The 26,263-nt window shown below is 61.6% G+C and carries 24 protein-coding genes; 9 read left to right on the forward strand and 15 right to left on the reverse strand.

Annotated features, from left to right (window positions below; translation table 11 throughout):
* Positions 1-12: 12 nt before the first annotated feature.
* Positions 13-942, forward strand: a complete 930-nt coding sequence (locus tag JI59_RS08150) for an SDR family NAD(P)-dependent oxidoreductase (protein WP_007013245.1) — start codon at positions 13-15, stop codon at positions 940-942.
* A gap of 20 nt (positions 943-962) precedes the next feature.
* Here the strand turns inward: JI59_RS08150 and JI59_RS08155 are convergent, their stop codons facing one another.
* On the reverse strand, positions 963-1,883 hold the full coding sequence (locus JI59_RS08155) for a tyrosine-protein phosphatase (RefSeq protein ID WP_081473972.1): 921 nt from the start codon (positions 1,881-1,883) through the stop codon (positions 963-965).
* On the opposite strand from JI59_RS08155, the gene JI59_RS08160 reads away from it, so the two are divergent.
* Together JI59_RS08160 and JI59_RS08170 are read left to right on the forward strand one after the other, a co-directional pair.
* Complete coding sequence (locus JI59_RS08160; RefSeq protein WP_007013243.1) at positions 1,785-2,147, forward strand: limonene-1,2-epoxide hydrolase family protein; 363 nt, start codon at positions 1,785-1,787, stop codon at positions 2,145-2,147. The genes JI59_RS08155 and JI59_RS08160 overlap by 99 nt on opposite strands.
* 464 nt (positions 2,148-2,611) lie before the next feature.
* Entirely contained in the window at positions 2,612-4,021 is a 1,410-nt protein-coding gene (locus tag JI59_RS08170) for an aromatic ring-hydroxylating oxygenase subunit alpha (RefSeq protein WP_007013242.1), read from the forward strand.
* A gap of 286 nt (positions 4,022-4,307) precedes the next feature.
* On the opposite strand, the gene JI59_RS08175 is transcribed toward JI59_RS08170, so the two are convergent.
* From JI59_RS08175 to JI59_RS08190, 4 genes are all read right to left on the reverse strand, one after another.
* Complete coding sequence (locus tag JI59_RS08175; protein WP_007013241.1) at positions 4,308-4,694, reverse strand: VOC family protein; 387 nt, start codon at positions 4,692-4,694, stop codon at positions 4,308-4,310.
* Positions 4,695-4,777: 83 nt separating this feature from the next.
* On the reverse strand, positions 4,778-6,376 hold the full coding sequence (locus tag JI59_RS08180) for an MFS transporter (protein ID WP_038575811.1): 1,599 nt from the start codon (positions 6,374-6,376) through the stop codon (positions 4,778-4,780).
* A 176-nt stretch (positions 6,377-6,552) separates the two neighbouring features.
* Positions 6,553-7,686 carry a phosphotransferase family protein gene (locus JI59_RS08185; protein ID WP_007013239.1) on the reverse strand — a complete coding sequence of 378 codons (1,134 nt, stop codon included), beginning with the start codon at positions 7,684-7,686 and terminating at the stop codon, positions 6,553-6,555.
* A 323-nt stretch (positions 7,687-8,009) separates the two neighbouring features.
* The gene (locus tag JI59_RS08190; RefSeq protein WP_007013238.1) at positions 8,010-8,903 is read right to left on the reverse strand and encodes a crotonase/enoyl-CoA hydratase family protein; all 894 of its coding nucleotides are present in this window, start codon (positions 8,901-8,903) and stop codon (positions 8,010-8,012) included.
* Between the two features lie 268 nt (positions 8,904-9,171).
* Between JI59_RS08190 and JI59_RS08195 the strand changes: the two genes are divergently transcribed.
* Positions 9,172-9,942, forward strand: a complete 771-nt coding sequence (locus tag JI59_RS08195) for a thioesterase family protein (protein ID WP_007013237.1) — start codon at positions 9,172-9,174, stop codon at positions 9,940-9,942.
* Positions 9,943-10,003: 61 nt separating this feature from the next.
* On the opposite strand, the gene JI59_RS08200 is transcribed toward JI59_RS08195, so the two are convergent.
* The 8 genes from JI59_RS08200 to JI59_RS08240 all read right to left on the reverse strand — a co-directional run bounded on the left by JI59_RS08200 (position 10,004) and on the right by JI59_RS08240 (position 19,725).
* Positions 10,004-10,921: an NADP-dependent oxidoreductase gene (locus JI59_RS08200; RefSeq protein WP_038577326.1), complete on the reverse strand. Its 918-nt coding sequence runs from the start codon at positions 10,919-10,921 to the stop codon at positions 10,004-10,006.
* A gap of 252 nt (positions 10,922-11,173) precedes the next feature.
* A complete protein-coding gene (locus JI59_RS25610) occupies positions 11,174-12,073 on the reverse strand; it encodes a phytanoyl-CoA dioxygenase family protein (RefSeq protein WP_007013235.1) in 900 nt (299 codons plus the stop codon).
* Between the two features lie 130 nt (positions 12,074-12,203).
* Positions 12,204-13,415: a CaiB/BaiF CoA transferase family protein gene (locus JI59_RS08210; RefSeq protein WP_038575814.1), complete on the reverse strand. Its 1,212-nt coding sequence runs from the start codon at positions 13,413-13,415 to the stop codon at positions 12,204-12,206.
* Between the two features lie 214 nt (positions 13,416-13,629).
* A complete protein-coding gene (locus JI59_RS08220) occupies positions 13,630-14,523 on the reverse strand; it encodes a thioesterase family protein (protein ID WP_203226092.1) in 894 nt (297 codons plus the stop codon).
* Positions 14,523-16,190, reverse strand: a complete 1,668-nt coding sequence (locus tag JI59_RS08225; protein ID WP_007013232.1) for an FAD-binding protein — start codon at positions 16,188-16,190, stop codon at positions 14,523-14,525. The genes JI59_RS08220 and JI59_RS08225 overlap by 1 nt, the downstream gene beginning before the upstream one ends.
* A gap of 121 nt (positions 16,191-16,311) precedes the next feature.
* Positions 16,312-17,364, reverse strand: a complete 1,053-nt coding sequence (locus JI59_RS08230) for a phosphotransferase (protein ID WP_007013231.1) — start codon at positions 17,362-17,364, stop codon at positions 16,312-16,314.
* A gap of 65 nt (positions 17,365-17,429) precedes the next feature.
* Positions 17,430-18,683 carry an MFS transporter gene (locus JI59_RS08235; RefSeq protein ID WP_007013230.1) on the reverse strand — a complete coding sequence of 418 codons (1,254 nt, stop codon included), beginning with the start codon at positions 18,681-18,683 and terminating at the stop codon, positions 17,430-17,432.
* Positions 18,684-18,969: 286 nt separating this feature from the next.
* A complete protein-coding gene (locus JI59_RS08240; RefSeq protein ID WP_007013228.1) occupies positions 18,970-19,725 on the reverse strand; it encodes an HpcH/HpaI aldolase family protein in 756 nt (251 codons plus the stop codon).
* A 254-nt stretch (positions 19,726-19,979) separates the two neighbouring features.
* Here JI59_RS08240 and JI59_RS25615 point away from each other — a divergent pair, with 254 nt between their 5' ends.
* From JI59_RS25615 to JI59_RS08255, 3 genes are all read left to right on the forward strand, one after another.
* The gene (locus JI59_RS25615) at positions 19,980-20,615 is read left to right on the forward strand and encodes a TetR/AcrR family transcriptional regulator (protein ID WP_052117862.1); all 636 of its coding nucleotides are present in this window, start codon (positions 19,980-19,982) and stop codon (positions 20,613-20,615) included.
* 1 nt (position 20,616) lies between these two features.
* Complete coding sequence (locus tag JI59_RS08250) at positions 20,617-21,522, forward strand: oxygenase MpaB family protein (RefSeq protein ID WP_038575823.1); 906 nt, start codon at positions 20,617-20,619, stop codon at positions 21,520-21,522.
* A gap of 68 nt (positions 21,523-21,590) precedes the next feature.
* On the forward strand, positions 21,591-21,926 hold the full coding sequence (locus JI59_RS08255) for a DUF4286 family protein (RefSeq protein WP_007013225.1): 336 nt from the start codon (positions 21,591-21,593) through the stop codon (positions 21,924-21,926).
* A gap of 16 nt (positions 21,927-21,942) precedes the next feature.
* Here JI59_RS08255 and JI59_RS08260 read toward each other — a convergent pair whose 3' ends face one another.
* A complete protein-coding gene (locus JI59_RS08260; protein WP_007013224.1) occupies positions 21,943-22,140 on the reverse strand; it encodes a hypothetical protein in 198 nt (65 codons plus the stop codon).
* Between the two features lie 220 nt (positions 22,141-22,360).
* On the opposite strand from JI59_RS08260, the gene JI59_RS08265 reads away from it, so the two are divergent.
* Together JI59_RS08265 and JI59_RS08270 are read left to right on the forward strand one after the other, a co-directional pair.
* A complete protein-coding gene (locus tag JI59_RS08265; RefSeq protein ID WP_007013222.1) occupies positions 22,361-23,527 on the forward strand; it encodes an amidohydrolase family protein in 1,167 nt (388 codons plus the stop codon).
* Between the two features lie 210 nt (positions 23,528-23,737).
* Complete coding sequence (locus tag JI59_RS08270) at positions 23,738-24,898, forward strand: amidohydrolase family protein (RefSeq protein WP_052117863.1); 1,161 nt, start codon at positions 23,738-23,740, stop codon at positions 24,896-24,898.
* Positions 24,899-24,989: 91 nt separating this feature from the next.
* Here JI59_RS08270 and JI59_RS08275 read toward each other — a convergent pair whose 3' ends face one another.
* Positions 24,990-26,093, reverse strand: a complete 1,104-nt coding sequence (locus JI59_RS08275; protein ID WP_007013220.1) for an SDR family oxidoreductase — start codon at positions 26,091-26,093, stop codon at positions 24,990-24,992.
* Positions 26,094-26,263: the final 170 nt, after the last annotated feature.

The raw sequence follows: 26,263 nt of genomic DNA on the forward strand, positions 1-26,263 counted from the left end.
GAGATTCTACAGATGACCACCCCCATCGACAAACCTGTTGCCATCGTCACCGGCGCAGGCCGCGGCCTTGGCCGCGAACACGCTCTGGCGCTTGCCCATGCCGGCTGGGCCGTTCTAGTCAACGATCTGGGCGGGGCCGGAGACGGCACCGGATCGGACCCGACCGCGGCCGAACAAGTGGTTGCCGAGATCGTGGCGATGGGCGGAAGCGCTCTCGTCGACGGGAGCGACGTTTCGAACTGGGCTGCGGCCGGCGAGATGATCGAGCGCGCGGTAAGCGCGTGGGGACGCCTCGATGGCTTGGTGAACAACGCCGGTATCCTGCGCGACAGGACCATCGCCAACATGACCGAGGAGGACTGGGACCTTTCGATCGCAGTGAACCTCAAGGGAACGGCGGCACCCCTGCATCATGCCGCAAGTTACTGGCGGCGTCGCTCGAAGGAAACGGGCGAGCCGGTCAAGGCTTCGGTGGTGAACACATCGTCAGCTTCGGGCCTCTATTCTGCCTTCGGTCAGAGCAATTATGCCGCTGCCAAGGCCGGTGTCGCCTCGCTGACGCTGGTGGCCGCGCGCGAACTGGCTCGCAGCGGCGTGCGCGTCAATGCGATTGCGCCGGTGGCGACCACGCGACTTACCGAATCGGTCATGCCCGAAGCATCGCGAGCGCGCTGGGATCCCTCCCTCGTTTCGCCCATGGTCGTCTATCTGCTCTCAGATGCGGCCGGCGACATTTCGGGCCGGGTGTTCGAGGTCGGCGGTGACGGCGTGGTAGCCGTCGACATGCATCGTCCGATTGCCGGGATGCGCGCCGCGGACGGCAAGTGGACGGCTAAGCGGCTGGAGCCGGTGGTGCCCGGCCTGGTCGACCAACTGGCGCCGCAGATGGATTCCGCCTCTGCCAGCCAGTTCCTGCGCGGGGCGCCCCTCGAAGGCGAGTGACACGCATGGCGATGAGGGCGTCAGAAGACCCGTCGGCGCGGCTCCAAAAGGTGCTCGCGAATGGCGGCTATCGCGCCCTCGTCAAGCCCCAGAGTATCTCGCAGATATCGCTCCGGGGTGCCCGATCGCTCTGCCAGCTCGGCGAACATGCTCTCGATATATTCCGGTCGGGCGGCGAGGAGCGGCGCCATGGCACGTCGGCGTTCTTCCGAAATGTCCGGCCAGCTCCCAAGATGCGGAGAGTTGGTGATGTCGAAGTGTGCAGTGGCCGCATAATCGGCAGCGATCCGATCGCGTTCGACCCCCAGAACGGCCAGGATCAGTGCGGCCGCTACACCGGTTCGATCCTTGCCCACGGCGCAGTGGAACAAGACCGGCATGTCCCCGCAAGCAAGAGCCTGAAACAATCGGGTATAGGCTTCCGCTTGCTCGTAAGGCAGCCGGCGGTAAAGGCTGTTCATCCCCGTGCGGCTCATTTCTTCCGTCAGCGCGGGATCGCTCACCCGATCGCCGACGGCAGACGTCGACTGATTGTGATCGCGAAACCAGTAACGGGTGCAGCCCATAGCTTCCCACGGGGTGGGATGCGCGGCCCGTTCCCTGTTGTGACGCAGATCGACGATCGTATGGATTCCCAGGGCCCGAACGGTCTCGAGCATTGCACCGGACAGCCCGGAAAGAGCCGCAGAACGGTAGATGCAGCCTTTGCGAACCTGCATGCCATCAAAGGCAGGGTGGCCACCCAGGTCCCGCAGATTGGCGACGCGGGCAAGTTGATCGAACATGGAGCAGCCCTGTGAAAGCGATGGAAATGTCGATGACGCACTTGATGGAGATTTAACTTGAATCCAATCGAAACTGTAGCCCGTCTGGTCGAGGGCTGGGAAAAGCTGGATCTGGAAATCATTGCCGAGTGTTTTTCGGACGATGCGGTATGGCATAACATGCCGTACCCGCCCTACAAGGGCCGAGAGGCAATCATGGGCATGATTGCGCGCTTCCTCGGCGATGTCGAGACACTGGAATTCATCGTGCATCACTCGGGGGAACTGGCTCCGGGGATCGTCGTCAACGAACGAACGGACAGCTTTACGATGAAGGACGGACGCAAGGTCGACTTGCCGGTCATGGGCATCTTCGAAGTGTCCGACGGAAAGATCCGGCACTGGCGCGACTATTTCGACGGTGTGACGATGACCGGCTGACCTTCGGGAAAGTCGCGCCCACGAGGCTCCGGCACGTCACGCACCCCCTTCGCCCAATGCACGAAAGACCGTCCAGCCAAAGCGCTCGTGACTTTATCGCAGCGCTTTCTAGCCTTCAGATCGGCAGCACCAGTGATATCGTTCAATACACCGGTAATATAAGTAGGCCGGCGACAGAGAAACAACGGGGCCAGCCACGAACGCGCCCATCCTGAAGCTGTCGATCCATACCGCAACCGAAGCGCACAAATGATCCGATGATCCCGGGAAAGTCCAGAAAAACAGCCGGTTTTTCCGCCTGGATCTTCTGCTCGGACAACCGGGGAACCTGATCCTGCGGCGCATTCCCGAACTTCCGAGCCATGCATGAAACATGGTATACTCAAGGCGCCCTCGCCTTGTGCGGGACCAGCCAATGCTATAGGAAATCGGAAAGCGTAAAACAGCCTCATTGGAGAGACGGCGTGCTAAAATCCAATAACGGCGGTCTGCGAGAAGTTCCCTTCAGGATCGACGATCCCGAAATGATCCCGACCGCCCGCTACCATGACGAGGAATTCTATCAGGCCGAGCTTGACCATCTCTGGCCGCGCGTCTGGCAGATGGCTTGCCGACTCGAGCAGATTCCCAATGTCGGCGACTGGGTGGAATACTCGAATGTCGGCAAGTCCGTGATCGTCGTTCGCACGAAGGATGGCATCAGGGCATTTCACAATCATTGCCGACACCGCGGCGTCCCGGTCGCCGGCGGCGATGGCAAGAGCCACGGGAACTGCGCGAAGACGGGCTTCATCTGCCCTTTCCACGGCTGGCGCTACAACATGGAAGGCAAGAACACCTTCGTTTACGCCTCGCACATGTTCAGCGACGAGGTCCTCAATCCCGATGCGCTGAACCTCATTCCCTGCAGGGCCGAGATTTGGGGCGGCGCCGTCTTCATCAACCATGATGAAGACGCACCGAGCTTCCGCGAAACCATGGGTCCTCTTGCCGACCGCATGGAAGAACAGGGACTGAGCGAGCTGCGTGCCGAATGGTGGTACGGAACCGTGCTGCCGGCCAACTGGAAGCTGGCGATGGAAGCCTTCCAGGAAAGCTATCACGTCCTTCGCACGCATCCCCAGTTGCACCACGCTGCACCGGACTACTGGAATTCGCGCTTCGGCAAGAACACGGGCGGCCTTGGCGCGACCGAGGGCCGCGGCACCACGGTACGCGACATGATCAAGTCGCTGGTGGACAACTACGAATCGCTCAGCACCGGCATGGCCGGGCTCGTGCACCAGAAGGAGGTCGATATCGGCCGTTCGCTTCAGGATATCGAGCTGCCGGAAGGACCGGAAGAGGCAATCGGCGCCTGGTTCCATCGCTTCCGGGCGGAGCTGACCGAGCAGTTGCGGGCCAGGGGAGAAGACATCCCCGACCTGAACGAGACAGCCGAAAGACACGCGCCCAATGCGCTGGACTTCATCTTCCCGCATTATTTCCTGCTTTTCCCGCTGACCACCGCGACGGCCTATCGCATCCGTCCGCTTGGGCCTGAGAGCTGCTACTACGAGATCTGGTCCCTGACCCATTATCCCAAGGGCGAGGAGCCTGAGCCGTTGATGGCACCGATCGACTTGCCGCACGACAGCAAGGATTTCCCGCTCATCCCGCAGCAGGACTACGCCAACATCCCGCTGCAGCAGGCTGGCACGCATTCGACCGGTTTCGAATATATGCGCCTCGCAAAGGACGTAGAAGGGCTGATCAGCAACTATCAGCGGGTGATCGACGGATATCTCGCCGGTGTCGCGGATGACAAGCTAGCCGCTGCGACCCGCAAGCTGTCCGGCAATTTCGACGGGCCGATTCTGGACCTCGAACTGTAATCCGATCGAGACGAACGACGGGCAGGCCGTGTCCGCCCGTCGAACCGTCCACCTCCTGCAGCAGAAGAGAAGCCGTCGACATGTCGGCGGCTCGCTCCAGAGAGCGTTGGAGGAAAATGGAAGGGGCAGCTTTGACAAGCGCTGCCTTCTTCTGCCCCGCATTCACGAAGAAACGGGGACGAGCAATGGCTCGCCCCCGTTTGGAATCGGACGCCCGACCAGGCGCTGGAATCTCCCGGCTCGGCCGGGCACTCCTTGTCCCGCCGGCAATCCGGTCAATCGTCGCCTATTCGCCCTTCGCCGGCATCCGATGCAGCGCGCACAGCTTGTTTCCGGCCGGATCGAGAAGATAGGCCAGATAGAGATTGCTGTCGGCGCGCAGCCCCGGAGGATCTTCGCAAGCCGTGCCGCCAGCGGCCAGCCCAGCCTTGTGCCATGCCTCGACCTGCTCGGGTGACGATGCGGCAAAGCCGATCGTTCCGCCGTTCGCCCCGCTCGCAGGCTCGCCATTGATCGGGCTGGTCAACGCCAGCACGCCGCTTTGGCCGGCGAAGAATATCCTGCCCTTGGGGTCCGTGAAGGGCTGCGGCCCACCCAGGACCTCGAAAAGCGCACTATAGAACTTCTTCGACGCGTCGAGATCGTTCGCGCCGATCATGATGTGACTGAACATGAGACAATTTCTCCTTCTGCACATGAACGATTTCTCCTGCCACATACGTCGAAGCGACAGGCGTCCTCATTCGGACTACTCACTTACGCAGTCGGTTCGCCATAAGCTCGCGCCCGGGCCAGCCGAATTGCATCGCTTTGCCCAGTCAACTGCCGCGCGGCCAGCACCAGGCACAGCAAACAGAATGGCGCGAGCGCATAGACACTCATGATCGCGCCGCCCAGCGAACCGGACAGTTCGCTGATCTTACCCAGCATGTATGGTCCAAAGGCAAGCGAGACGAGCAATATCGTCAGCGCGAAGGCGGCGGCGGCGGTCCCGCGCATGCGTACAAGCACGAGTTCCTGCACCAGCACGGCCGCACTTGCAGCAAACAGGGACCCGAACAGCGACTGGATCAGGAACACCCACAGGAACAGGGTCTGATCGGACGTTGTAAACATGAGATAGATGAACGGAGCCTTCCCCACCAGAACGACAATGCCGATCCAGAGCGGCGCGCGCTGATCGAACTTGCGCCACCAGTCGACGAGAAAGCCGCCGGTCATCGCTCCCACGCCTGCAGTGACTGCGACGCTGAGCCCCATGTACAGACCTGCATCCGCTGGCGGCATTTCCAGCACGCGAATGGCATAGGGAACCGCCCAGAAGCCAATGGACAGGCTGATGCAGGCCAGCATCGTGAAGCCAGCGAGCGCCAGCACGAAAACGGGATCGCCATAGGTCAGATAGAACAGCGGTCTGTCGCGGATCTTGAGCACCGTGATCCACGAGACCAGCGCGTAAAGCCCGATCCCGAAGCCGATCCATTGCGCGGAGTCTCCGGTCCAGATCGTCAATCCGGTGCAAAGGCCCGCAAGTAACGCCAGCCAGGCGAGGTTCTTCAAGAGTGCGACCGAACCGCCTTCGCGCGAGATCGCCCACAAGGTCAGCGGTGGGACTGAGGCCGAGAATTCGCGCAACAGGAGATCGCCGAGCCTGCCCTTTTCCAGATTGGGCCGCTGCGGTTCGCGCAAGCGGCTAACCAGGATGGCCAGAATGACACCAGGTGCGCCGACCAGAAGCATGGCCGCGCGCCAGCCGCTGATTTCGCAGGCCCCACCAATCGGGACGCTGCCGCACACATCGCTCCAGTTCTGGACCATCCAGCCGCCAATATAGAGCCCAAGACCGCCGCCAAGGCTCGTGCCGGTGAGATAGACAGCCAGCGCGCGGCCGCGGCTCTTTCGCGGGAAGTACTGCGAGATCAGGGAATGGCTGCTGGGGTTCGCCGTTGCCTCTCCCAGTCCAAGTCCGATGCGACTGAGCGCAAGCGTCCCGAAGCTCCACGCCACGCCCGCGAACATCGTCATGATGGACCAGAAGGACAGCCCGGCCGCCATCAGCCGGGTACGGGGAAGAAGATCTGACAGGCGACCGATCGGAAAGCCGAAAAGTGCGAAAAGGACCGAGAAGGACGTGCCGTAAAGGAAGCCCAACTCGCCATCGGTAAGACCCATCTCGCCTTTTATGTCTTCGGCGACCGCGGCGATGATCGTCCGGTCCACGTAGCAGAGCACCGAGACGAGAAACAGGAGGAACAGGGCATAGCGCGCCTGCGGCAACCGCTTCTCCGTGTCGCCCGGCAAGATAGACGGTTCAGCGACTATCGCAGGGGCCGGGACAGTCCGGGTCTGATCCATACATGTTTCACCTTTTTTCCGACCTGAAAGCTATCGATCGGCTTTCGGCAGGGCATCCGTCTCTCGCTTCGGCGGGCATGGAATTATCGTTTTCACCCGTTCACCCGACGCTTACCTTCCCTATGGGATCCGGGCCGCGCACCCGCCCCTTGCGAGCCGCGGCCAGACCAGGGCGATCAGCCGCCCGCCGCAGGCGCGGGCCAGCCCAGCATGTCGGCAACCAGCCGGTTCAGGAAAGTGTCGGTCAGTTCCGGCCCGTCCTCGCTGGTATCGCGGTCCAGCGACATCTTGGCGCCGAGACAGCTCATCTTGAATGCCGCGAACTGCAGATACCAGTCCAGGTCTGCGGCGCTCTTGCCGCTCACCTCTTCCCACAGCGCAATCGTCTCGTCGCGCGTCCCCATACCTTCGAGCGTCGGCACGCCGATCGCCGTCGTGCGCATGTCTTCGGAGACCAGCCACCACGCAAGATCGTGCAACGCTCCGCCCAGGGAGCACTGTTCCCAATCCATGACCGCGACAACGCGATAATCCGCACCCATCATCATGTTGCCAAGCCGCGCGTCGCCCCAGACGATGCCCTCGGGCCGGTTCTCGGGCAGATTCGCCTTGAGGTGCTCGAGCACCCGATGATGCCAGGGCAAGGGCTGGCGCGATTCCACCCAGGTCACATAGCGTTCCCAGCGGTCGATTTCCTGATCGAAGCCAGTCCCCGGCGCGCCGGTGGACAGGAATGGCGCGTCGGAAACTGCCACTTTCTGAATGCCTGCGAGTTGCCGCACCGTATCTTCCCATAGAACACGCCGTTCGGAAGGCTTCGCTTCGAACAGCCACCCGGCCTGCGCATAGCTGGGCGAGGAAATCGGTACGCGTCCTTCGCATTTTTCCATGATGAAGAAAGGCGCGCCCAGCAGTGCCGTATCCTTATGCAGCCAGAGGGGTTCCGCCACGCGCACGTGACCGCTTTCATTCATCAACCGCATGATCTCGAACTGCTCGATGAACATGTCATCCTGGTAGACATGCATCGAACTGGGCTTGACCCGGACCACCAGACCTCGGCTCCGTTCGGCGCCGGCTTCGTTCCAGACGGCATCGAACAGGATCGTCTCGTGCGACATGCCGGCACCCTTGGGATAGGCGAGGTTCTCGATCCTGAGCCCGTCCGCCTCGGGCATCTTCTCCGAGAGCCACTGACGCAGGTTGGCCGCCAATTCGCCGAGATCGCGAACATTGGGAGCCACGATGGAATCGTCGCCCGTCTTGAAGGTGGTTACGCCGCTCGCCGCGGCCGTTGCCTTGTCCTGCATGTCCTGTCCTTTTCGCCGGTCTATCCGCCGGCACGTTGATGCTGAAGCGTTCGCCGAATGTCCGCCTCGATTGAATTCCCCGGTCCTGCCGGATTTCGCGAGACCACCCGCGCAAGTCCGCTCATTCATGTCACCTTTGTATCCCCCCGCCTTCACGGTCAGGAAGCGGCGCCGTATTCAGGCCGGTGAACGGTTCTTGCTGGCCAGCGCGGCCACTTGATGCCTCGGTCAACCATGATCCACATCGTGTCAAATATTAAAGGGTTCACTGAAGATATCATGGCCATGCGATTACGGCAGACTCGCAAGCCACCGCGCCCTGTTCAGCCAAACTCCGGCGACGTCCACCAGGGAAAGTAGTCCGGCATGTCCTTCGACACCTTGTCGGGGAACGAAGCCGCGCGCTTTTCCAGGAAGGCATCGACGCCTTCCTTGACGTCGGCCGTCTGTCCGCGCGTATAGACGCCGCGGCTTTCAATCCTGTGCGCTTCCATCGGACTGCTGTAACCTAGGCCGCGCCACATCATCTGGCGGGTCAGGGCCATCGCCACCGGCGCACCCTCGGCCATTTCAGCGGCCAGCTTCCGGGCAGAGGGCAGAAGATCGTCAGGGGCATGGACCGAACGCACCAGCCCGCCTGCCAGCGCTTCCTGCGCATCAAACACCCGGCCCGTTGCACACCATTCCATGGCCTGGCTGATGCCTACAAGGCGCGGCAGGAAATAGGAGGAAGTACCCTCTGGCACGATCCCGCGGCGAACAAAGGGAAAACCGATCTTGGCATTCTCCGATACCAGCCGCACGTCCATCGCCAACGTCATGGTGATACCTGCCCCGACTGCTGCCCCGTTGATCGCCCCGATCACGGGCTTGAGCAGATCATGGATCCGCATCGAGACCCTTCCGGCATGATCGCGAACGGCCTCATGGCCATAATCCACGGTGCCGTCCGGCCTGATCGGCGAGCCCAACGCCGCCTTGTCGGGGCGGTTTTCGAAATCGAATGTCGCGCTGCCTCCGGACAGGTCCGCTCCGGCGCAGAATCCCCGCCCCGCGCCGGTGACGATGATCGCGCGGACGTCATCGTCGGAATCCGCCCGGTCGAAAGCGGCCAGCAATTCGGTGGCCATCTTAGCATTGAAAGCGTTGAGCTTGTCCGGACGATTCAGCGTGATCGTCAGGATGCTGTTCTCAATATCAGTTAATATCGTTTCCATTGCCCCTCCTTTGTATTCAGCGTTCGACCGGCAACGACCTATAGGGCTGCGGGGCCTGTCTCAAGCATCATTGTGTGCAATTCGCTCCCGTCACTAGAACAGGTACTGGTTACCCTTGCTGGCACGCGCGCCATGATGCATGTAGCGCGCCGGCGACGCGAGTTCCCTCAAGCCGCCATCCCGTTAACCGCCATCCCGTTTCCGCAGACTTCACGATTGCGTGGTGGAACGGCCTCTCTTTCAATCCATGTTATAGACGGAAGGTGGAATGACACAATCGACGGTGCAGCCGTTTTATCATCGTCAGGGCGACAGGTTCGTACCGACGGGCCGCGGGGTCAGTCCATGGGATCCCAATTCTCAAACCGGCATAGCTCTCGCCGGTCTCGCCGCCCATGTGCTGGAAGGAGTCCCGAGCCTTGGCCCGATGCATCCGGCACGCACGACCATCGACATCCTTGGTGCGGTTCCGATGGCGCCGATCGACGTCAGCAGCCGCGTCATTCGTGAAGGCAAGCGTCTGCAGTTGGCCGAGATCGAACTGGTCGTCGACGGCGTTCCCCGCGTTCGGGCAACTGCCATGCGGACGCGGATAGAGGAATCGCCTCGCCTGGAACATCCGCTTACCCGCCCCTTCCCCACGGACATAGAGAAGCACACCTCACCGCTGGGCCTGTGGGCCGAAGTGTGCTGGTGTGGCGACGCGCCGACAAAGCCTGGCCCCGGCGCGCGCTGGATCAGGCTCAACGCCCAGGTCGCGCCCGAAATCCCGCTTTCCCCTTATGCCATGGCCTGCATCATCGCGGACTATGGCACAGCGACGGGGCGGCTCCTCCCCCGGGAGGAATGGACCATGGCCAATACCGAGATCACCTTGCATCTCACGCGCTTCCCGCGCGGGGATTGGCTGCTCATCGACAGCGCCAGCGAGAGCAGCGGGAACGGCATCGGCATTGTCCAGAGCCGGCTCGGCGATCGCGATGGGATGTTCGGCATCGCCCAGCAGACGTTGTTTCTTCAACGGCGCAAGCAAGACTGAACGGTTTCATCGGTATGCCCTTCCCCGCCGGCTGCGCTGGGACAGGGCCCATCGCGCTCAGTCAGGGTTCGAGGACAACCTTGCCCGAGAGACCTCCCCGCTCGATCAAATGATGCGCGAATGGAGCGCTTTCCAGCGGCAACCGGCAGGCGATGGGCACCGACAAGTCTCCTTGCGCGACCAGCTGCACCAGATCCGCCAGTCGTGAAGGATCGGGGCGGACGACCATCATTTCGGGCGGGCCGGCAAGGCCTTGCATGGGGATCGGTGTGGTCGCCGCTGTCCCGATCCGGCCAGCCCCGGACAATCGCTCGCAGATGCGCGCGACCGCCGCCCCGCCAACCGTATCGCAGACATGGTCGAAGTGCGGGATCTCGGCGGACGGATCGATCGGTTCGAGCTCGAAGACTTTGACGGCGCCCAAAGCGCGTGCCTCATCCTCCCGTCCGGCTCGCACGGCAGCAACAACACGGGCCCCTAGCGCCAGCGCCGCATGCACCGCGAAGCGCCCGACCGCGCCCGTCGCCCCGGTGATGAGCACGGTTTCGCCAGGCGACGGCCGAAGATGATCCTCAATCAACTGATAGCCCGTCAACCCGGCCGTCGGCAGCGCGGCTGCCACCGCGAGATCCATCGTTTCGGGGATCGGCACGAAATCGGAGGCGGGCAATCGCGCAAACTCCGCATAGCCGCCCTTGCTGCCCATCGACAGCATGGCTACGCCCCGGCGCCCCGGCAGCAGTTCCACGCCTTCTCCTGTCGCCGCGATGGTCCCTGCGACGTCGTATCCGACCACATGGGGAAACGTGAGCGGCGCCACATCGCGAAACATGCCCTGCCGCCACTTGGTATCGGCCGGGTTCACAGCCGCTGCGCCTACCCGCAGAATTATCTCTCCCGGCCCCGCAACAGGACATTCCATCTCGGCCTGATGCAAGACCTCCGGCGGTCCGTATTCGGCGAATTGCACCACGCGCATCGCAGTCTCTCCCATTGGCGCGCTTGTTCGGGGCACTACGCTTTCGGCCCCGCGCTGCCATGCTTCATGCTGCCGTAACCACGCCAGCGCGTCGGACACGGATTCCTCCAGGGGTCGGGGATTCCGCTGCAACTCCCGGTGCGCCTTGCCGTTGCCCAATTCGCAAAACACGCCGGAAAGATGAACGGCGTCGGCGCTTGCCATGTCGTCCCGCCGCAGATGAAGCCCGGCCCCGCGCCAACGCGCCTGCAGTTACCAGTCGAGTGTCCTTGGCAAGGGTTCGTAACCGTTGACATGGCCGAAAAAGATACCGTCCACCCGATAGCCCAGCATTCGCAGCAGGGTTTCCGACGCACGCTGGATCACTAGCGGGTTAAGCGACAGGAACCAGTTTTCCTGCGTGCGGTAGATTGGTGAAACGTACCAGCCGAACACCCCCGCGCGGCGCTGGTCGGTGGTGCGATTGCAGCCGGTCTTGTGCCACACACGCCCTTCCATGACGCACATCGTTCCTGCCTTGGCGACCAACGGCACCAGCGAAGCGTCGTCCTTGCCCTCGACTGCAGGGCGATTGAGAAGGTGACTACCCGGCGCCACCATGGTGCCACCGTTCTCTTCGGTGAAATCGTCCAGACACCAGAATACATTGGCGCCCTGCGGGACCTCCGGCCAGGGCTGCGGCACGAACAGCTGATCGGAGTGCATTATCATGCCCCCATGCCCGGGTCCGGCGATGTTCGCTGACATGCTGGAAAGCAGGAAGTTCGGACCGAGCAGATGGGTCAGAATGTCGACCGAAGCGGGATGTTCGGCAAGGTCGGCGAACAGCGGGCTACGGTTGAGCAGTCCCCAGATGCGCTGGTTCGATTCATCGAAATCGGCGCCTCGGCGCCGCTCCGGGCTTCCATATGTCAGGTCCTCTTCGGCCGCCCGATAAAGAGCGCTGCGCGTGCGCTCCAACTGATCGGGCGAAAGGGCATCGGCGATGAGGCACAGGCCGGTGTCCTGCAGGTCGCGCTTTGCCTGCTCCAGATCCTGCGTCGGGGCTCGAGGCGCAAGGGGCCGAAACACGCCGTTTGGGTTCGTGTCGTCCAGCTTTGCGCCTGCGGCGCCGTCCTGCCGGGTCGCTGTCGCGACGGTCTCAAGTGACATGATCCTCTCTCCGTTCAACTACGCTGGCCAAGCAATTTCATCGCCACATAGATGCGGCACTCTCTATTTTCCGGGCGCCCGCGCGGACGGTACCCCTGGATCGAGTCCCGCCCCGCTGGCCAGCCAGGGCCTAGATGGCGCCGTTCCGGCGAAGCGCTTCGATATCCTCACTGGACTTGTCCAGCACGGCTTGCAGAACTTCGTCGGTATGCTGACCCACATCTGGCGAAATCCGAGGCGTGGGTATCGGCGTACCCGACATGCGCATCGGATTGGCAATGATGGGCACCGGACCCGCGCGCGGGTGCTCGATCTCGATGACCACGCCGCGATGCTTCACTTGCGGCTCTTCAAGGGCTTCGGCCATCGTGTTGATCGGCGCGCACATGATCCCGGCTGCCTGCAACTTTTCAAACCAGTAATGCCGCGGGTGGGCCGAAAGAGACTCGTTGATCCCGGCATTGATGATGTCGCGATTGCTGACGCGCAGGGGCCGCGTGGCGAATTCAGGCGCGTCGGCCCATTCGGGACGATCGATGACCTTGGCCAGCGCCTTGAACTGGTTGTCTGCACCCGCCGAAAGGATCAGGTCGCCATCGGAACAGGTGAACTGGCCGGCCGGGTCGTTACCCGGCGTCGACGAACCCGCACGCATGGGGACAATTCCGCTCACAAGGTAGCCCTGCATGATGCTGGTGAAGGCCGAAATCGTGCTGTCCAGCAGGGCAATGTCGATATGCTGCCCTTCTCCGCCGTTTATCTCCCGGTGGCGCAACGCAGCCAGGATCGCGACGGTCGCGTACATGCCCGCGATGAAGTCCGAAATCGGCACACCTACCTTCTGCGGCGCGCCATCGGCTTCTCCCGTCACGCTCATCAGTCCGCAGGTCGCCTGGAACAGGCTGTCCAGTCCAGGGCGGTGACAATCGGGTCCGCTTTGCCCGAAGCCGGTGACCGAGCAGTAGATGAGGTGCGGATTGACATCCTTGAGCGTGTTGTAATCGAGGCCGAAGCGCTTCAGGTCGCCGACCTTGTAGTTCTCGACCAGGATATCGCACTCACGCGCCAGGTCGCGAATCAATTGCGCGCCGTCAGGATTGGCGATGTTGACCGTGACCGATTTCTTGTTGCGATTGGAGGAGATGTAATAAGGGGAATCGTCGTCCTCGCCCTCGCGGTTCTTCAGAAAGGGGGGGCCGTAGGAGCGCATGTCGTCGCCCTTGCCCGGTCGCTCCACCTTGATGACCTCAGCCCCCAGATCGCCCAGCAATTGCGTGCACCAGGGCGCCGCAAGATAGCGGCCCAGATCGAGAACGCGCAGTCCTTCCAACGGTTGTTTCATTATAATTTGCCTTCTTGTTCAACTATCTTCCTGGCTTGCGTCGCCCGATAAGCGACGCAAGGCGTCAGTCTCTCCCGCCAGTCCCCCTGCAATGTCGCATTACGGATCATCGTCATGCCGGCATTTGGCGACTGCCTGCCTCGTGCGATTGCAATCCGAATATCCAGCGCTGCGCGCGTGGTCAACGCCGCGGTGACGGGCGAGCTTTCCAACATCATTGCACCCCTCTCAGGGTGTCTACGAAAATGGTCTGGTGCCCCCAACCAATCATGCCCTCCCTGTCGCCAAGGCGCAGATTGGCCAATCCCACGCCGTTGCCGGCACTTTCGCTGCTGGCATCGAGCAGAAGCCATTCGTCACGAGGCAGGCGGGTCAGGTGGAGCGAAATGTCTATATTGGCCAGCGACCACTCCTTGCGCGAAAGCAGCGAAGCGGTGCCGGTTCCGAAGTCCGCCGACATGGCGGCCCGCTCGAACATGGTCGCGCTGTGCCCCTCCACGACATCGACCAACATCCGCAGCCACCGCATGCCCGGACCAGGCCTGTGCAAATTCCCCTGCAACCGATATCCGTCCGAATGAGGAGATGGCTCCAGGGGACGCTCGGATTCCGGAAAATCGACCGTGCAAGGCACTGACACATCGGGCGTATGGGTCTTTCGAACCCGCAGCAGGGACGCCTTGGCCCTGGCACGCCCCTCCGCCTGCAATTCCAGTTCCAGCATCTGAATGCGCCGCCCCGGTCGCACGACCCGCACTTCAGGCCGAAGCGGCACCATCGGGACCTTGCCGAGAATATCGATCTGCAATCGTGCAGGATGCATGCCCTCCCCGCCAGGCATGGATTCCAGCACATGCGCCGCGAGTCCCGCCAAAGCGATACCGTTCTGCGCATCGCGGCTCCACGGACTGGTGCCGATGCCGCTGGGGACGTATTCGTCGTCGATCAGGGAATAGAAGTAGTTGATTCCTGCATCGCCGGAATCGCTCTCGATCGCCTGCTCCACGTCAGACCCGACACCGGTTTCTTGCCCGCCGCTGCCGCTCCATCCGATACCGCTCGTCCCCCCGGAACAGACAGCATCGTTCGCCTGCCAGCCGTCACGCATCATGCGTGTGCGTCGTTCGCACCCATCGCATGGCGCGCAGCGAGATAGCCAAATGTACATGTGCCGGCGATGCTCGCCCCGGCGCCCGGATAAGTGCGCCCGAAGATAGGCGCGGCGCAGTTTCCTGCGGCGTAGAGACCGGGAATTGGCGTTCCCTGCCCATCGACGACGCGTGCATGACGGTCCACCACCAATCCCCCGACCGTCCCGACGTCGCCGGGAAAGACTTCGATCGCGTAGAAGGGCGCCTTTTCTATCGTGCCCAGGCACGGATTCGGCTTGACCGAAGGATCGCCGAAAACCTTGTCGTAGCTGTTGGCGCCGCGTTGGAAATCCTCGTCGACCCCGGTTCTGGCAAAGCCGTTGAAACGATCCACGCCCTGTTTGAGGCCATTGGCATCGATGCCGCATTGCCGCGCAAGATCCTCAAGGGTCTCCGCCTTTTTCATGTATCCCGATGCGATCAACGCGTCCGGCGTCTTTCCGGGGAGCATGATCCCCCAGGGATATCGACTGCGATGCCTACTATCGAGAACAACCCACGCAGGAACCGCACCCGCAGCGTACATGTTGAGCCCGTTCTGCATGTAGGAGCCCGATTCATCACTGAATCGCCTGCCCTGCCTGTCGACCATGATGCAGTGCGGCTTGGCCAGGTCATTCAGGTGGAAGACCTTGGAGCCGTCAGGGTTTCGTGAAGAGACCAGCCAGATCGCATTGCCGTCGAAGTAGCTTTGGGCACCCTTTTCCATAGCCATCGCGATCGGCCCGCCGAGGTCACCCGCATTGGTGTGCGACCAGTCGTCGTGCGTCGGCTTGGGCATGTATTCGTCACGCATGTCCTGATTTCGCGCAAACCCGCCGCTGCAGATCAGGACGCCGCGGCTCGCTCGAATGCGAGTCTGCTTGCCGCCGATCTGGGCTATAACGCCCATGACCCGTTCGCCTTCCTTGACCAGATCGACGACCGGCGCTTCGGTGCGCAGATCGATGCCCCGGGTGGCGTAGATCAGCTTCAGCATCCGACCTTGCAGGGCCGCTCCCATGGATACGAGTCGGGCACCGCGAATTTTCATCCAGGCGACATAGGCCGATAGCTTGACCCCCGCCATGAACCCGCGAAACGTCCGGCGGATCAACGCAAGGTCGCGCGGTCCGGGCCAGGTAACCGGCAAGGGGAAATTGCCGACACGAAGCTTGTCCGCCTTGTCGCCCAGTTCGCGCAGATCGAAATTGTCGGCGATCACGGACCGCCCCCTCGCGCAACCGCCGGGCAATTCGTCGTGATAGTCCGACCATCCTTCGCAACGCTTGAGGGGAATGCCCTTGCGAAGCATGAAGTTCACAACCTGGGGTGCGGTGTCGAGAAACGCCTCGCGCCGTTCCGCGGCCAGTGGCGTGGGATCGTTCGGGGTCAACGCATCGAGATAGGCCGCGCCTGCATCACGCGAGTCTTCCACGCCATCGCCCGCCTGAAGCGGATTGTTGGGAACCCACAATATGCCGCCCGACATTCCGGTCGATCCACCGAATTTGTCCGTGCTCTCCAGGAGCAATACCTTTTCGCTGGATTCGGCCGCCGCCAGTGCCGCAACCATGCCGCCGCCGCCGCTGCCCACCACGATGAAGTCGAACTGCTCGTCCCAACCGCTCTCAGCCAATTTCATCCTCCGCCAGATTTGGTATTTCCGATTGTCTTGACGCTCGCATGGCCCAATTTGCGCTCATGCGTCCATAACGCGTTCTGAAGGCATTACCAGACTGAAACCGGGAGGAACAGCCGGAGCGTCAAACTCCGAGCATTCGAAAGCTGTCATGCCGCGCAACAGCATGGCTGAGGCGATGGCAGAATGCGTCAATGATCTTCCGATCGACCGTCCGCGTGATTGCCCACAGGAAATACCCATAGACCACGCTCATGCGATATTCCGCCCACGCTTCCTCATCGTCGGGTACTTCGCTTCCCAGTCTTCTGGCTGTCTCCAGATAATGGCGAAGCAGCGTCCGCTCTTCCTGTTCAGCCACTGCGACCGGCAGCGTCGCATTGATGTGATAGGCCACGTCCAGCGACCAACCGCCGCGCTGAACCAGCTCAAAGTCGATCAGGCCGGCCCCAGCGGCAATTTCGAACAGGTTGCCGGCATGGCAATCGCCGTGGATCAGGAAAGGTCGCCGCTTCTCGTCCACCGCATTCAGCGCCTTGAGAGCGGCCATCAATCGATGCGCGTCGCGCTGCGCTTCGGGAATGCCCACGCTGCGCTCATCCGCAAGCAGGCCTTGCAACAGTTCGACCGGCACGACATTCGCAATCCAGTCAATGTTGCGTCCCGTCCAGGCGAGATCTTCTACCGGCCCCAGAGTGAGATAGCTGGCATGCAGCGTCGCCAGTTGTTCCAGACTGCGAGCGGTGCGTGTTGCATCGAATGGTTCGAGAGCCGAGCAGAAATGCGCCCCCTGGGCTTTCAGATCGCGCATGTACCGAATGCCGAAGTCGGTCTGGTCATCGTAGGGCATCGCGACGGGCTCCGGGTGCCGGAATGCAACCCTTCCCGCCAGATCTCTGTAGAAACGCGTTTCGCGCATTCCGGCGACGCCGGGCTTCTCGTCCGGCCGGTCGAGATATCCTTTCAGGCAGAGCGCCTCGGACTGACCGTTTTCGAAACCGACGCGGAAACGAACGATGGTTGCCTTGATCGTCTGGTTGATCTGAACGGGATCGACCAACTCGACCTGGGCGACACGTGCGCCGCTCGCCACAGGGGCAAGAATTTCACTCAACCAGTCGGCATCGAGCGCTCCCTCAAGCGTACGCGGGATCGAAAGCGCGGTCTTCTCCAGCATTCAGTATGTCCTTTCCGTCATCCCGCAGCGGCGAGATCCTCTGCTTTGCAACAGGACCGCAGGAGTCAGTCCGCGCTTGCCAGTCTGGCTGCCAGCAGTTGGTCATCGGCAACCTCGGGCTGCGCTCGCCCGCCTGTAAAGTAGAAACACAGCGCCCCCCCGATCGTGGCCAACGCTGCAATGTAGAGGAATGTGTCGTAGCTTTCGGTACCAGCAAGGGTCATGCTCATGACCACTGAGCCGATGGCACTGGCAAGGCCGGATCCGACCATCAGCAGGCTGAAAATGAAGCTGTAGTGCGCAAGGGCAAAGCGACGCGAAGTCAGATAGGCCGCCACATCGGTCTCCGCGCCCTGCGCCAGGCCAATAACCGCGATCGATCCTGCGAGTACGGCGAAAGCGTCGGCGCCCGAAGCGATCGCCACATAAGCGAAAGCAGGCGGGCCAAGGGCAAAAACCGCAACGACATGGGGAGAAATCTTGTCCAGAGCAAAACCGCACAGGAAGCGACCGACAACGACACACAGCGCATAGACCGAAACGAGCGCTGCCGATTGACTGAGGGGAATTCCGTTCTCCGCCAGCATCAGGCTCATCTGTCCGTAAACCAGAGTCTGCGGGATATTGCAGAAGAACATGCCGCCCAGCAGTAGCAGGAAGACGCGGTTGCCGAACATGCCGCGCAGTTCCGCCCAATGCATCTTCGGGCCGGCGACGACCTTGGCGTGCCCGTGTCCACGGGACTTGCCCATCAGCAGGATCGCAGCCAATCCACCACACAAGGACACCAGCGCCATCAACTGGTAGGCCGTTCGCCAGCCCGCGGTTTCGATCACCGATCCGAAGATCGGCGCCGCGATCGCTCCAACCAGCGGCGTACAGCTCAAGAGACAGGACAGGGCCAGCCCGCGCGCGCTGTCGAAACGCTCCACTACCACGCGGGTGAAGACCATCGTCGTCGTCAATATGCCGACTGTGCCCTTCACCAGGGTCAGCGCGTAGAATTGCCAGATCTCGCCGTTCATCAGACTGAACGCGAAATAGCATGCCGGAACTACCGCGTAGCCGATCATGGCCGCCTTGCGCGGTCCGTAGCGATCGGCAATGCGCCCCGCGATCGGCATGGCCACGAGACCGACGATACCGAAGGAGCCGACCAGCGCGAATTGCGCCTTGCTCCACCCGAATTCGGCAATCATGGCGGGACCGAAGAGATTGAGGATGTACTGGTTGATCGCCATGCCGAAGGCGAGCCCCAGGGCCGAGCCAAGCAGGTTCGGCCAGTGCAGCCGAAACTCGCGGAAATATGCAGAACCCATTTCCGTCACCTCACTCGACGAAGCAAGGCGGTCACAGGCGCCGCAAGATCATCGAATATGGCGCCGCAGCGACGGCATGGCACATCCAGCTCGGTCAATAAAGGCATCACGTCTCCTCGGGATCTCCGCGCCCGGACTCATCGCCGGGCTTCGGATCTAGCGGTGGTCTAGACACCGATCGGCGTCCAGACAATGACCGTTGGCCGGACCCACCGCGTCACCGGCAATACGGAAGGGTGGGACATGGCCCCGACTATGACCCGTTCCGAAAACGGCGACCGGTCGTTCACGCCTCCGGCTTCTCCACCCACTGCCGGAAAGTCGCGACATCGGCTGCAGCGCCCCGCCGAAGATGGCCAACGTCGCTTCCGGCTGCAAGGAAGCGAACGCCCCGCCCCATCAGTTCCTTGGCATTGGGAAGCCCCAAGGTGCCGCAGCCGGGGATCTTGCCATGCCGCTCACACGCGGCGACGACCTCGTCAATGGCCTTGAATACGGGCTCCTCCATAGTGGTGGACAGACCCAGGCCCAACGCCAGAGCGAGGTCCATCGATCCGACGAAAAGTCCGTCGACGCCGGGAGTCGCGGCGATGGCATCCACATTCTGAAGGCCTTCGGCCGTTTCGATCATCACGAAGCAAAGCGGATCTTCGGCGTCCCTGCCACCTCCAGCGTAGTAATTGCGCACCGGCCCGTAAGAGCGATTGCCGGCAGGGGGATAACGAACGGCCTGTGCAGCGATCTTCGCCTGCTCGGCAGTGGACACCATGGGCACTATCACGCCGGCCGCTCCGAGATCGAGCGCCCGCATGATAAGCCGCGCATCGGTCCAGCCTACCCGCACGAATCCGCCCGTTTCACCAAGTTCCAACGCCTGCAGGGCGCCGGCGAGATTATCCCAGGTTATGCCTCCGTGCTGCGTATCCAGGATGACCCAATCGTAGCCGGCCTTGCCCACGACCTCGACCGAAATCGAGTTGCCGAGCGCCACCCAGGCCCCCAGCGTCGTTTGCGCTTCGCACTTGCTGCGGATACCCGCCATCTTGTTCTCCCATGAATTCTACAGCCAAGCCGGCGGCGCTGAATGGCCAGGAGCAGCTTCGAGAGCGGCCGATCCTCCACGCCTTCGCATTCGAGGCGCTATTCCATCCGCCGATTCCAATCAAGCGACCTCCGGTAATCGGTATTGGCGCACCCAATTGCAGGACGCGAACGACCTACGCCAGAAAGTCCCAATCGGCAACACTGCAAACACTTTATGGACATTGTGTCCATTTTTCGATAACCGTGTCGGAAATGACGAACCCATCCGCCACTGCAGAACCCGTATCGCTGCGCAAGGCCCAGCGCAGATTCACGCGCTCCCTGATCCTTGACGCGGCGCGCGAAGTCTTCAGCGCCCGCGGCTTCCGCGCCGCGACGCTTGAGGAAGTGGCAGCGGCAGCAGGCACTCGGCGTTCGACGATCTACACGCACTTCAGCGATAAGGACGACATACTGGCCGCGATCGCCGACGAGTGGAACGAGGCCGCGCGCGACGTCGTTGCGAAACTGCCTGGCCCCTGCCCCGACAGGGCCCAAATCGACGCATGGCTGCTGGACGTGGTCGAATTCATCGAACGCGAACGCACCCCCAGCATATTGCTCAGCCAGCTGGGTAACGCAGTCGGGGCGCCGAAAGCCCTAAGCGGCACCGGAGAGGTGCTGATCGAAGGACTGGCGGCCAGCGTTCCGGCTTTCGAAGATGCCGCGTTACCGGGCGAGGCCGGCGGCGTGGCACGCGCCCATGTGATGATACTGCTGCGAGAGATGGGGTTCGCGGCCATGCACTGCACCGATCCCGCCAATCGCGACTTCGGTCGCCATTTGCTCGTGGCCGTAGGGGATCTGTTCGAACGATTCTTGAAAGATCATGCCGCAAGGAATGGATGAAATGAGTAAGCAGAAGAGGCTCTGGATGGGCAAACCCGATCCTTACGCGCGCCTCCGCGAAATCGAAAGACTCGATCTGGACGAGGACTACGTGGAGATCGCCCACCTGTTCTTCGCGGATTTTTCATCCGCCATGTTCAGTACCGGGGCCGCCGAATTCATGTTCACGTTCGCGGCACCGAAAATCTCGCGCGTGCTTTACGCAAGCGGGGAAATCGAAAAGCGGCTCGATAAGCGGATCGTGGATACGGGCCTGTTCACGGCCATCAATTTCATGCACGGGTTCGAGGGCAAGGGGAAGGAAGCTGCCGACCGCGTGCGCGAGATGCACAGCCGCTATCGCATTGCTGGCGACGAATTCGTGGCGACAGCTTGCGACGAAATCGTGGTGGCGCTCAGATCGGCCGAACTTTTCGGCTGGAGACCGGTTACCGACAAGGAGCGCGAAGCGGTCAGGCTTTTCTTCAGTGCGAGAGCCCTGGCCTACGGGTCTCCAACCAAGCTGCCGGACTCACTGGCGGGAGTCTATGAGTTCATGGAAACCTACATCGCCAATGAGTGTCGCTATGAAAAGCGCAACCATATCCTGACTGCGAAACTGCTGGACTGGTATGGAACGAAGGTCGCTCGTCCGCTGCGCCCCATCTTGCGCGCCATGCTTCTGGCGCCTCAGGACCCCAGGATCCTGAGCGCATGCGGCGTAAAGCGCCCCTCTGCCCTCATGCGCAAGATCGGCATGGCGCTGCTCAAAAGAAGGGCTGGCAAGGGTCCCGTCCCAGACAGTGATTCCGATGCGCTGGCGGAATTCGCGCGCACCGTCTATCCTGACGGCTACACAATCGAAGACCTGGGAACGAAGCCGCCAAGCCGCACTGTCCCAACCCCTCGACAAAACGCGCTCGTATAAGAGACGCTTGACGCAGCCACGGAGCGCCGCTTCATTACAGCGTTTCCCCAGCTCAGGAGCATACTCTCGTGCAGCGTCATGCGTTCATTGTCTTTTCCGATCCGAAGCCGGGCTGCGAAGACGAATACAATCAGTGGTATAACGATGAGCATATCGGCGATGTGCTCAATGCGCCCGGCTTCGTCGCGGCACGGCGCTTCCGCATCGCTGCGGATCCGAACGCCGCCCTGCCGCATCGTTACGTCGCCATTTACGAAATGGAGACCGACGACCCCGACAAGGTGATGGCCGAACTGACGCGACGCTCCGATCAGGGGGTCTTCCAGATCAGCAGCGCTCTGGACCTGAACGGGGTCAGGACCTTCATTGCCGAGGAAATCCACGCCGACACCGCATCCGATTGACGAGACTGCCCAATAGTCAGTGGTCGTCATCGTCTTCGGGGGGGATGCACAGGTAGGTCCACGCATCGAAGAGGTGCCTTCTTGCATCGTTGACGGCGCTGGCGGCTTCCTTGTCGATGGCGGCGATGCGGCGGGCGATCTCGCCGATGCCGTCATTGAGAGCGTGGACTTCGCGCCGCAGAGCCATGCGTTCGTCGTTGTTGTCATGCGTCATCGACGTCGTGATCCTTTCCCGTCTTGTCCAGGTGGATGATTGCCGCTGCATTTTCGGGGCTTCCTGCAAGGCGGCTTCGGGCCGAAAGCCGCGCGCGAGCCACATGCCCGGCTATATTCGCCCGCAGGCGCATCATATCTGAAACCTATCAATACTGCCTATACCGATATTTGATTCGCGCATCGCCCCTGCTAAATTTCTCCATGAAGGAGACAGGATAATGCTGCAACAGCTCGAAAAGTCGAAACAGAGCCAGAAGGTCCGGATCATCGATGCCGATGCTCATGTAAATCCCTCCGCCGACATGTGGGCCGACTATCTGTCGCCCGAGTTTCGCGACCAGGCCCCCAAGATCGAGCATGGCGAGGACTGCGACTACGTCGTATTCGAAGGCCGCCGCCGCAAGCTCAACCTGATCAGCGCACAGGCCGGGCGCAAGGGCGAGGATTTCAAGATGCACGGCCGCGCATCCGATGCCCGCGCCGGCGGCTGGATGCCCAAGGCCCGCCTCGAGGACATGGATGCCGACGGCATCGACACCTCCGTCCTGTTCGGCGGAGGCCCGCTGGGCACCTCGAACCCCGATCTCTTCAAGGCCAGCTTCAAGGCCTATAACCGCTGGCTCGCAGACTTCTGCGCCTATTCGCCCGATCGCTTCGCAGGTGTCGGCTACATCCCGATGCAGGACGTCGATGAATCGATCGAGATGATGCGCGAATGCGCCAGGCTCGGCCTCAAGGCGGTCAACATCCCGGCCTTCCCGATGACCCCGATGAAGACGCTGCAGGCCAACCAGTCGCAAGCCATGGCGCTGACCGGCGATGCGTCAAGCGATCGCAGCTACGCCGACCCCGAGTTCGATCCGTTCTGGAAGGCGGCCTGCGACCTGGGCATGCCCCTGACCATCCACCTGGGCGGCCGCACCCCCCGCTTCACCGAGCCCAAGTGGTTCCTGTCCGACCTGCTGATGAGCAAGTTCTCGATGGGCGAACCGATCGGCATCATGATCTTCGGCGGCGTGTTCCAGCGCTTCCCCGACCTCAAGCTCGGCTCGATCGAAAGCGGCGTGGGCTGGTTCGCCTTCGCAGCCAACTACATGGACGAAACCTGGCACAAGCAGCGCTACTGGGTGAACAGCGTGCTCGAAAAGGAGCCCAGCTATTTCTGGGACAAGAACATCTACGGATCGTTCATCCACGACCGCGTCGGCATCCTCACCCGCAACATGCCCGGCGCCGGCAACATCATGTGGTCCTCCGACTATCCGCACTCGGAAACCACGTATCCGGACTCCATGGAATGGATCGACAAGCTCTTCGAAGGCGTTCCCGAAGATGACAAGAACATGATCATCAGCGGACGCGCCATGGAATTCTACCGCCTCTGAGCAATCACCCCCAACACCAGATCAACAGGGGCCGGATCGGGAAGTCCATTACCCGCCGGCCCCAATCGCCATGACTGCAGATCAATACGGAACCGACGCAAGCCCAGAATCCTTTTGATCCTATGCTGGATATGGTAGAAACCGATACAAGAATGTGTGATTCAAGCCGTGCGTCAGACACGGATACACCCAATGCCTGAGGATGCGTCCATGTTGAAAGAATTCGTTCTCGAAATTCCAGAGCAGATCGGCTTGCCCGTGGCTGCACGTCGCAAACCGCAGGCGCAGTCGGGCGAATGGCCCGAAGGGACGCGCATCGTTTCGGCAGACAGCCATATTCTGGAGAGCGATCTGTGGATCGACCGTTTTCCGGAACACCTCAAAGATCAGGCTCCACGTATGCTGTTCAAGGACGGTGGCTGGGATCTTTCGATCAATGGCAAATCCATGACGATGGAAAAGCAGGCAGCGGACTTGTGCAATACGCTGGAGTGCTATCCCGGCTTCACCGACGTCGATGCCAGGATCGCCGACCTCGACATAGAAGGCGTCGAGAAGGAGCTGATCTTCCCGCAGCGCCTGTTCGGTCTCATCATATTCGGTGAAATTGCCAATAAGGAGCACGTCTTCGGCGCTTATAACGAGCATATCGCGGAAGTTTGCGCCAAGGCCCCCGGGCGGCTCTACTCGGTCATGGTTCCGAGCTACTGGGCTCCTGAGAAGGCCGAAGAAAGCGTCGCCCGATGCGTCGAGCTTGGCGCGCGCTGCCTCATGGTACCGATCAAGCCCGGCAATTACGAAAGTGACGGAGCTACGATCCATTACAATGATCCGCGCATGGATCCCCTCTGGGCTGCGATCGAGGCCAGCGGCCTTCCGGTCGCCTTCCATATCGGCGAATCGCTTCCCAACGATGCTCCTGGCAAAGCGGGAATTTCGGGCCTCATGCAGTTTCAGGGCTTCCGGCTGAACTGGGGCCAACTGGTCTTCGGCGGCGTCTTCGATCGCTTTCCGGGCCTCAAGGCCATCTTCGTCGAAGCTGGTCTATCCTGGATCCCCGGCATGCTTCATGATGCGGATCTGGTCTACAATTCCTTCGCCGCGACAGTCACACCCAAGCTTGCCCATGCACCAAGCTGGTATTGGCGTAACCATTGCTATGCCACGTTCATGACCGACCCTGCAGGCCTTGAGATGCTCCATCGCATCGGACCGGAAACGGCACTGTGGTCTTCGGACTATCCGCACCAGGAAAGCACCTTCGGCTACACCCGCAGCGCCATCGATGCTGTGTTCAAGGCGACCACGGTCGAAAACGCCCAGATGATTCTCGGCAAGACCGCACTCAAGCTCTTCCAGATGGAAGACTGATCCGGACAATTCCCGGAAATCAGCAGCATCGCGTCGATCTGAAGGTCCGGTTCAGCCGGACTTGAAAACCGAAGCGGAACTGCTGGTCGTTTCAGGCAGGCAAAGGCGGCATCACCTTGCGTCTCGCAAGTTCGCGCGTCCAGTGCCGCAGAGTATCCCGGCTGTCGTAACAGGCACCAAAGCCTGCCTGGCGCAGCTTGATCGTGCTGACCAGTACAGGAAGCGTCACCGTTTCGTTTCCGGCTCGAAGCAGCCTGTCGACATAGTGATGGCTTTGTCCCAGCAACCGTTCCAGCGCAATGGGTCGCAAACCGTGACGGGCGACGATGCGATCCCAGACTTCACGATGGGCGGGCAGAAATTCGGCCAGACGGCATGCTTCGTCCGGACCTGTTTCCATTCCATAGACTTCTGCCAGGACCGGCCACATGGTTGCCCACGAAAACACATCGCCATTGGTGATGTTGAACGTCTCGAAGGCCGCTTCAGGCGCATCTGCAGCCCAGACGAAAGCTGCACCGAGCAGACGGGGATCGGCCATTTCGGACACCATGGGCACGCCGCCGGGGAAAGCAAAACCCTGCCCCAGTTCGCGCCGGATCGCCGCATAGGCCTGGATCGGGATCAGCGGGTTCATCGCGGCGCCCCAGACCGCCCCCATCACGATCTGCGGCCGGAATATGGTCCAGCTGAAGCCGTCATGCCCGGCCTTTTCCCTGATGTAATCCTCATGAAGCCAATAGAAGTTTTCATGTGGATCGCGCGGCATGTCTTCGCGCGCGGGCAAGAGCACGCGTGGCCCGGTGTGCGCGCCATAGGCCTTTGTCCCCTGCAGCAAGGTCATGTGAGCGATGGGATTGGCAGAGCTGAGCGGATCGAACAGATTGGCAAGCATCGCCAGGTTCGTGTCCATCTGATCCTGCTCGCGCCATCCGGCGATCAGACCGGGCTTTTCGTAAAGCGCTGCATAGACGACATGTGTCACCCCGTGCAGCTCGCCAAAAGCAACGCGGCACGCATCCCTGTCGGTCAGATCGACGCAAACGTGACGAACCCGGCCCTCCAGGTCCTCGTCCAGGGGCCGTCTGGAAACGGCGATCACGTCCCAGCCACTATCGACGAAGGCCCGGACCGCCGCATCTCCGACAAGTCCGGTCGCTCCGGCAATGAGGACCCGCTTGGTCCCAGCGCTCATCGGCGGCTCACTTCCATGCAGAACACACGCTCCATCAGATTGCCACCATGCCGGCTGGCCGCTCACGCACGATCGTCCCGCACTGGACCATGGGGTACCTGACCCCCAGAAATTCGGCGCCCCTGGTCTTCAACGTCATTGCGCACCCTCGTATCTTGAGAAATTCAATT

It is taken from the genome of Novosphingobium pentaromativorans US6-1 (assembly GCF_000767465.1).
Classification (GTDB): Bacteria; Pseudomonadota; Alphaproteobacteria; order Sphingomonadales; family Sphingomonadaceae; genus Novosphingobium; species Novosphingobium pentaromativorans.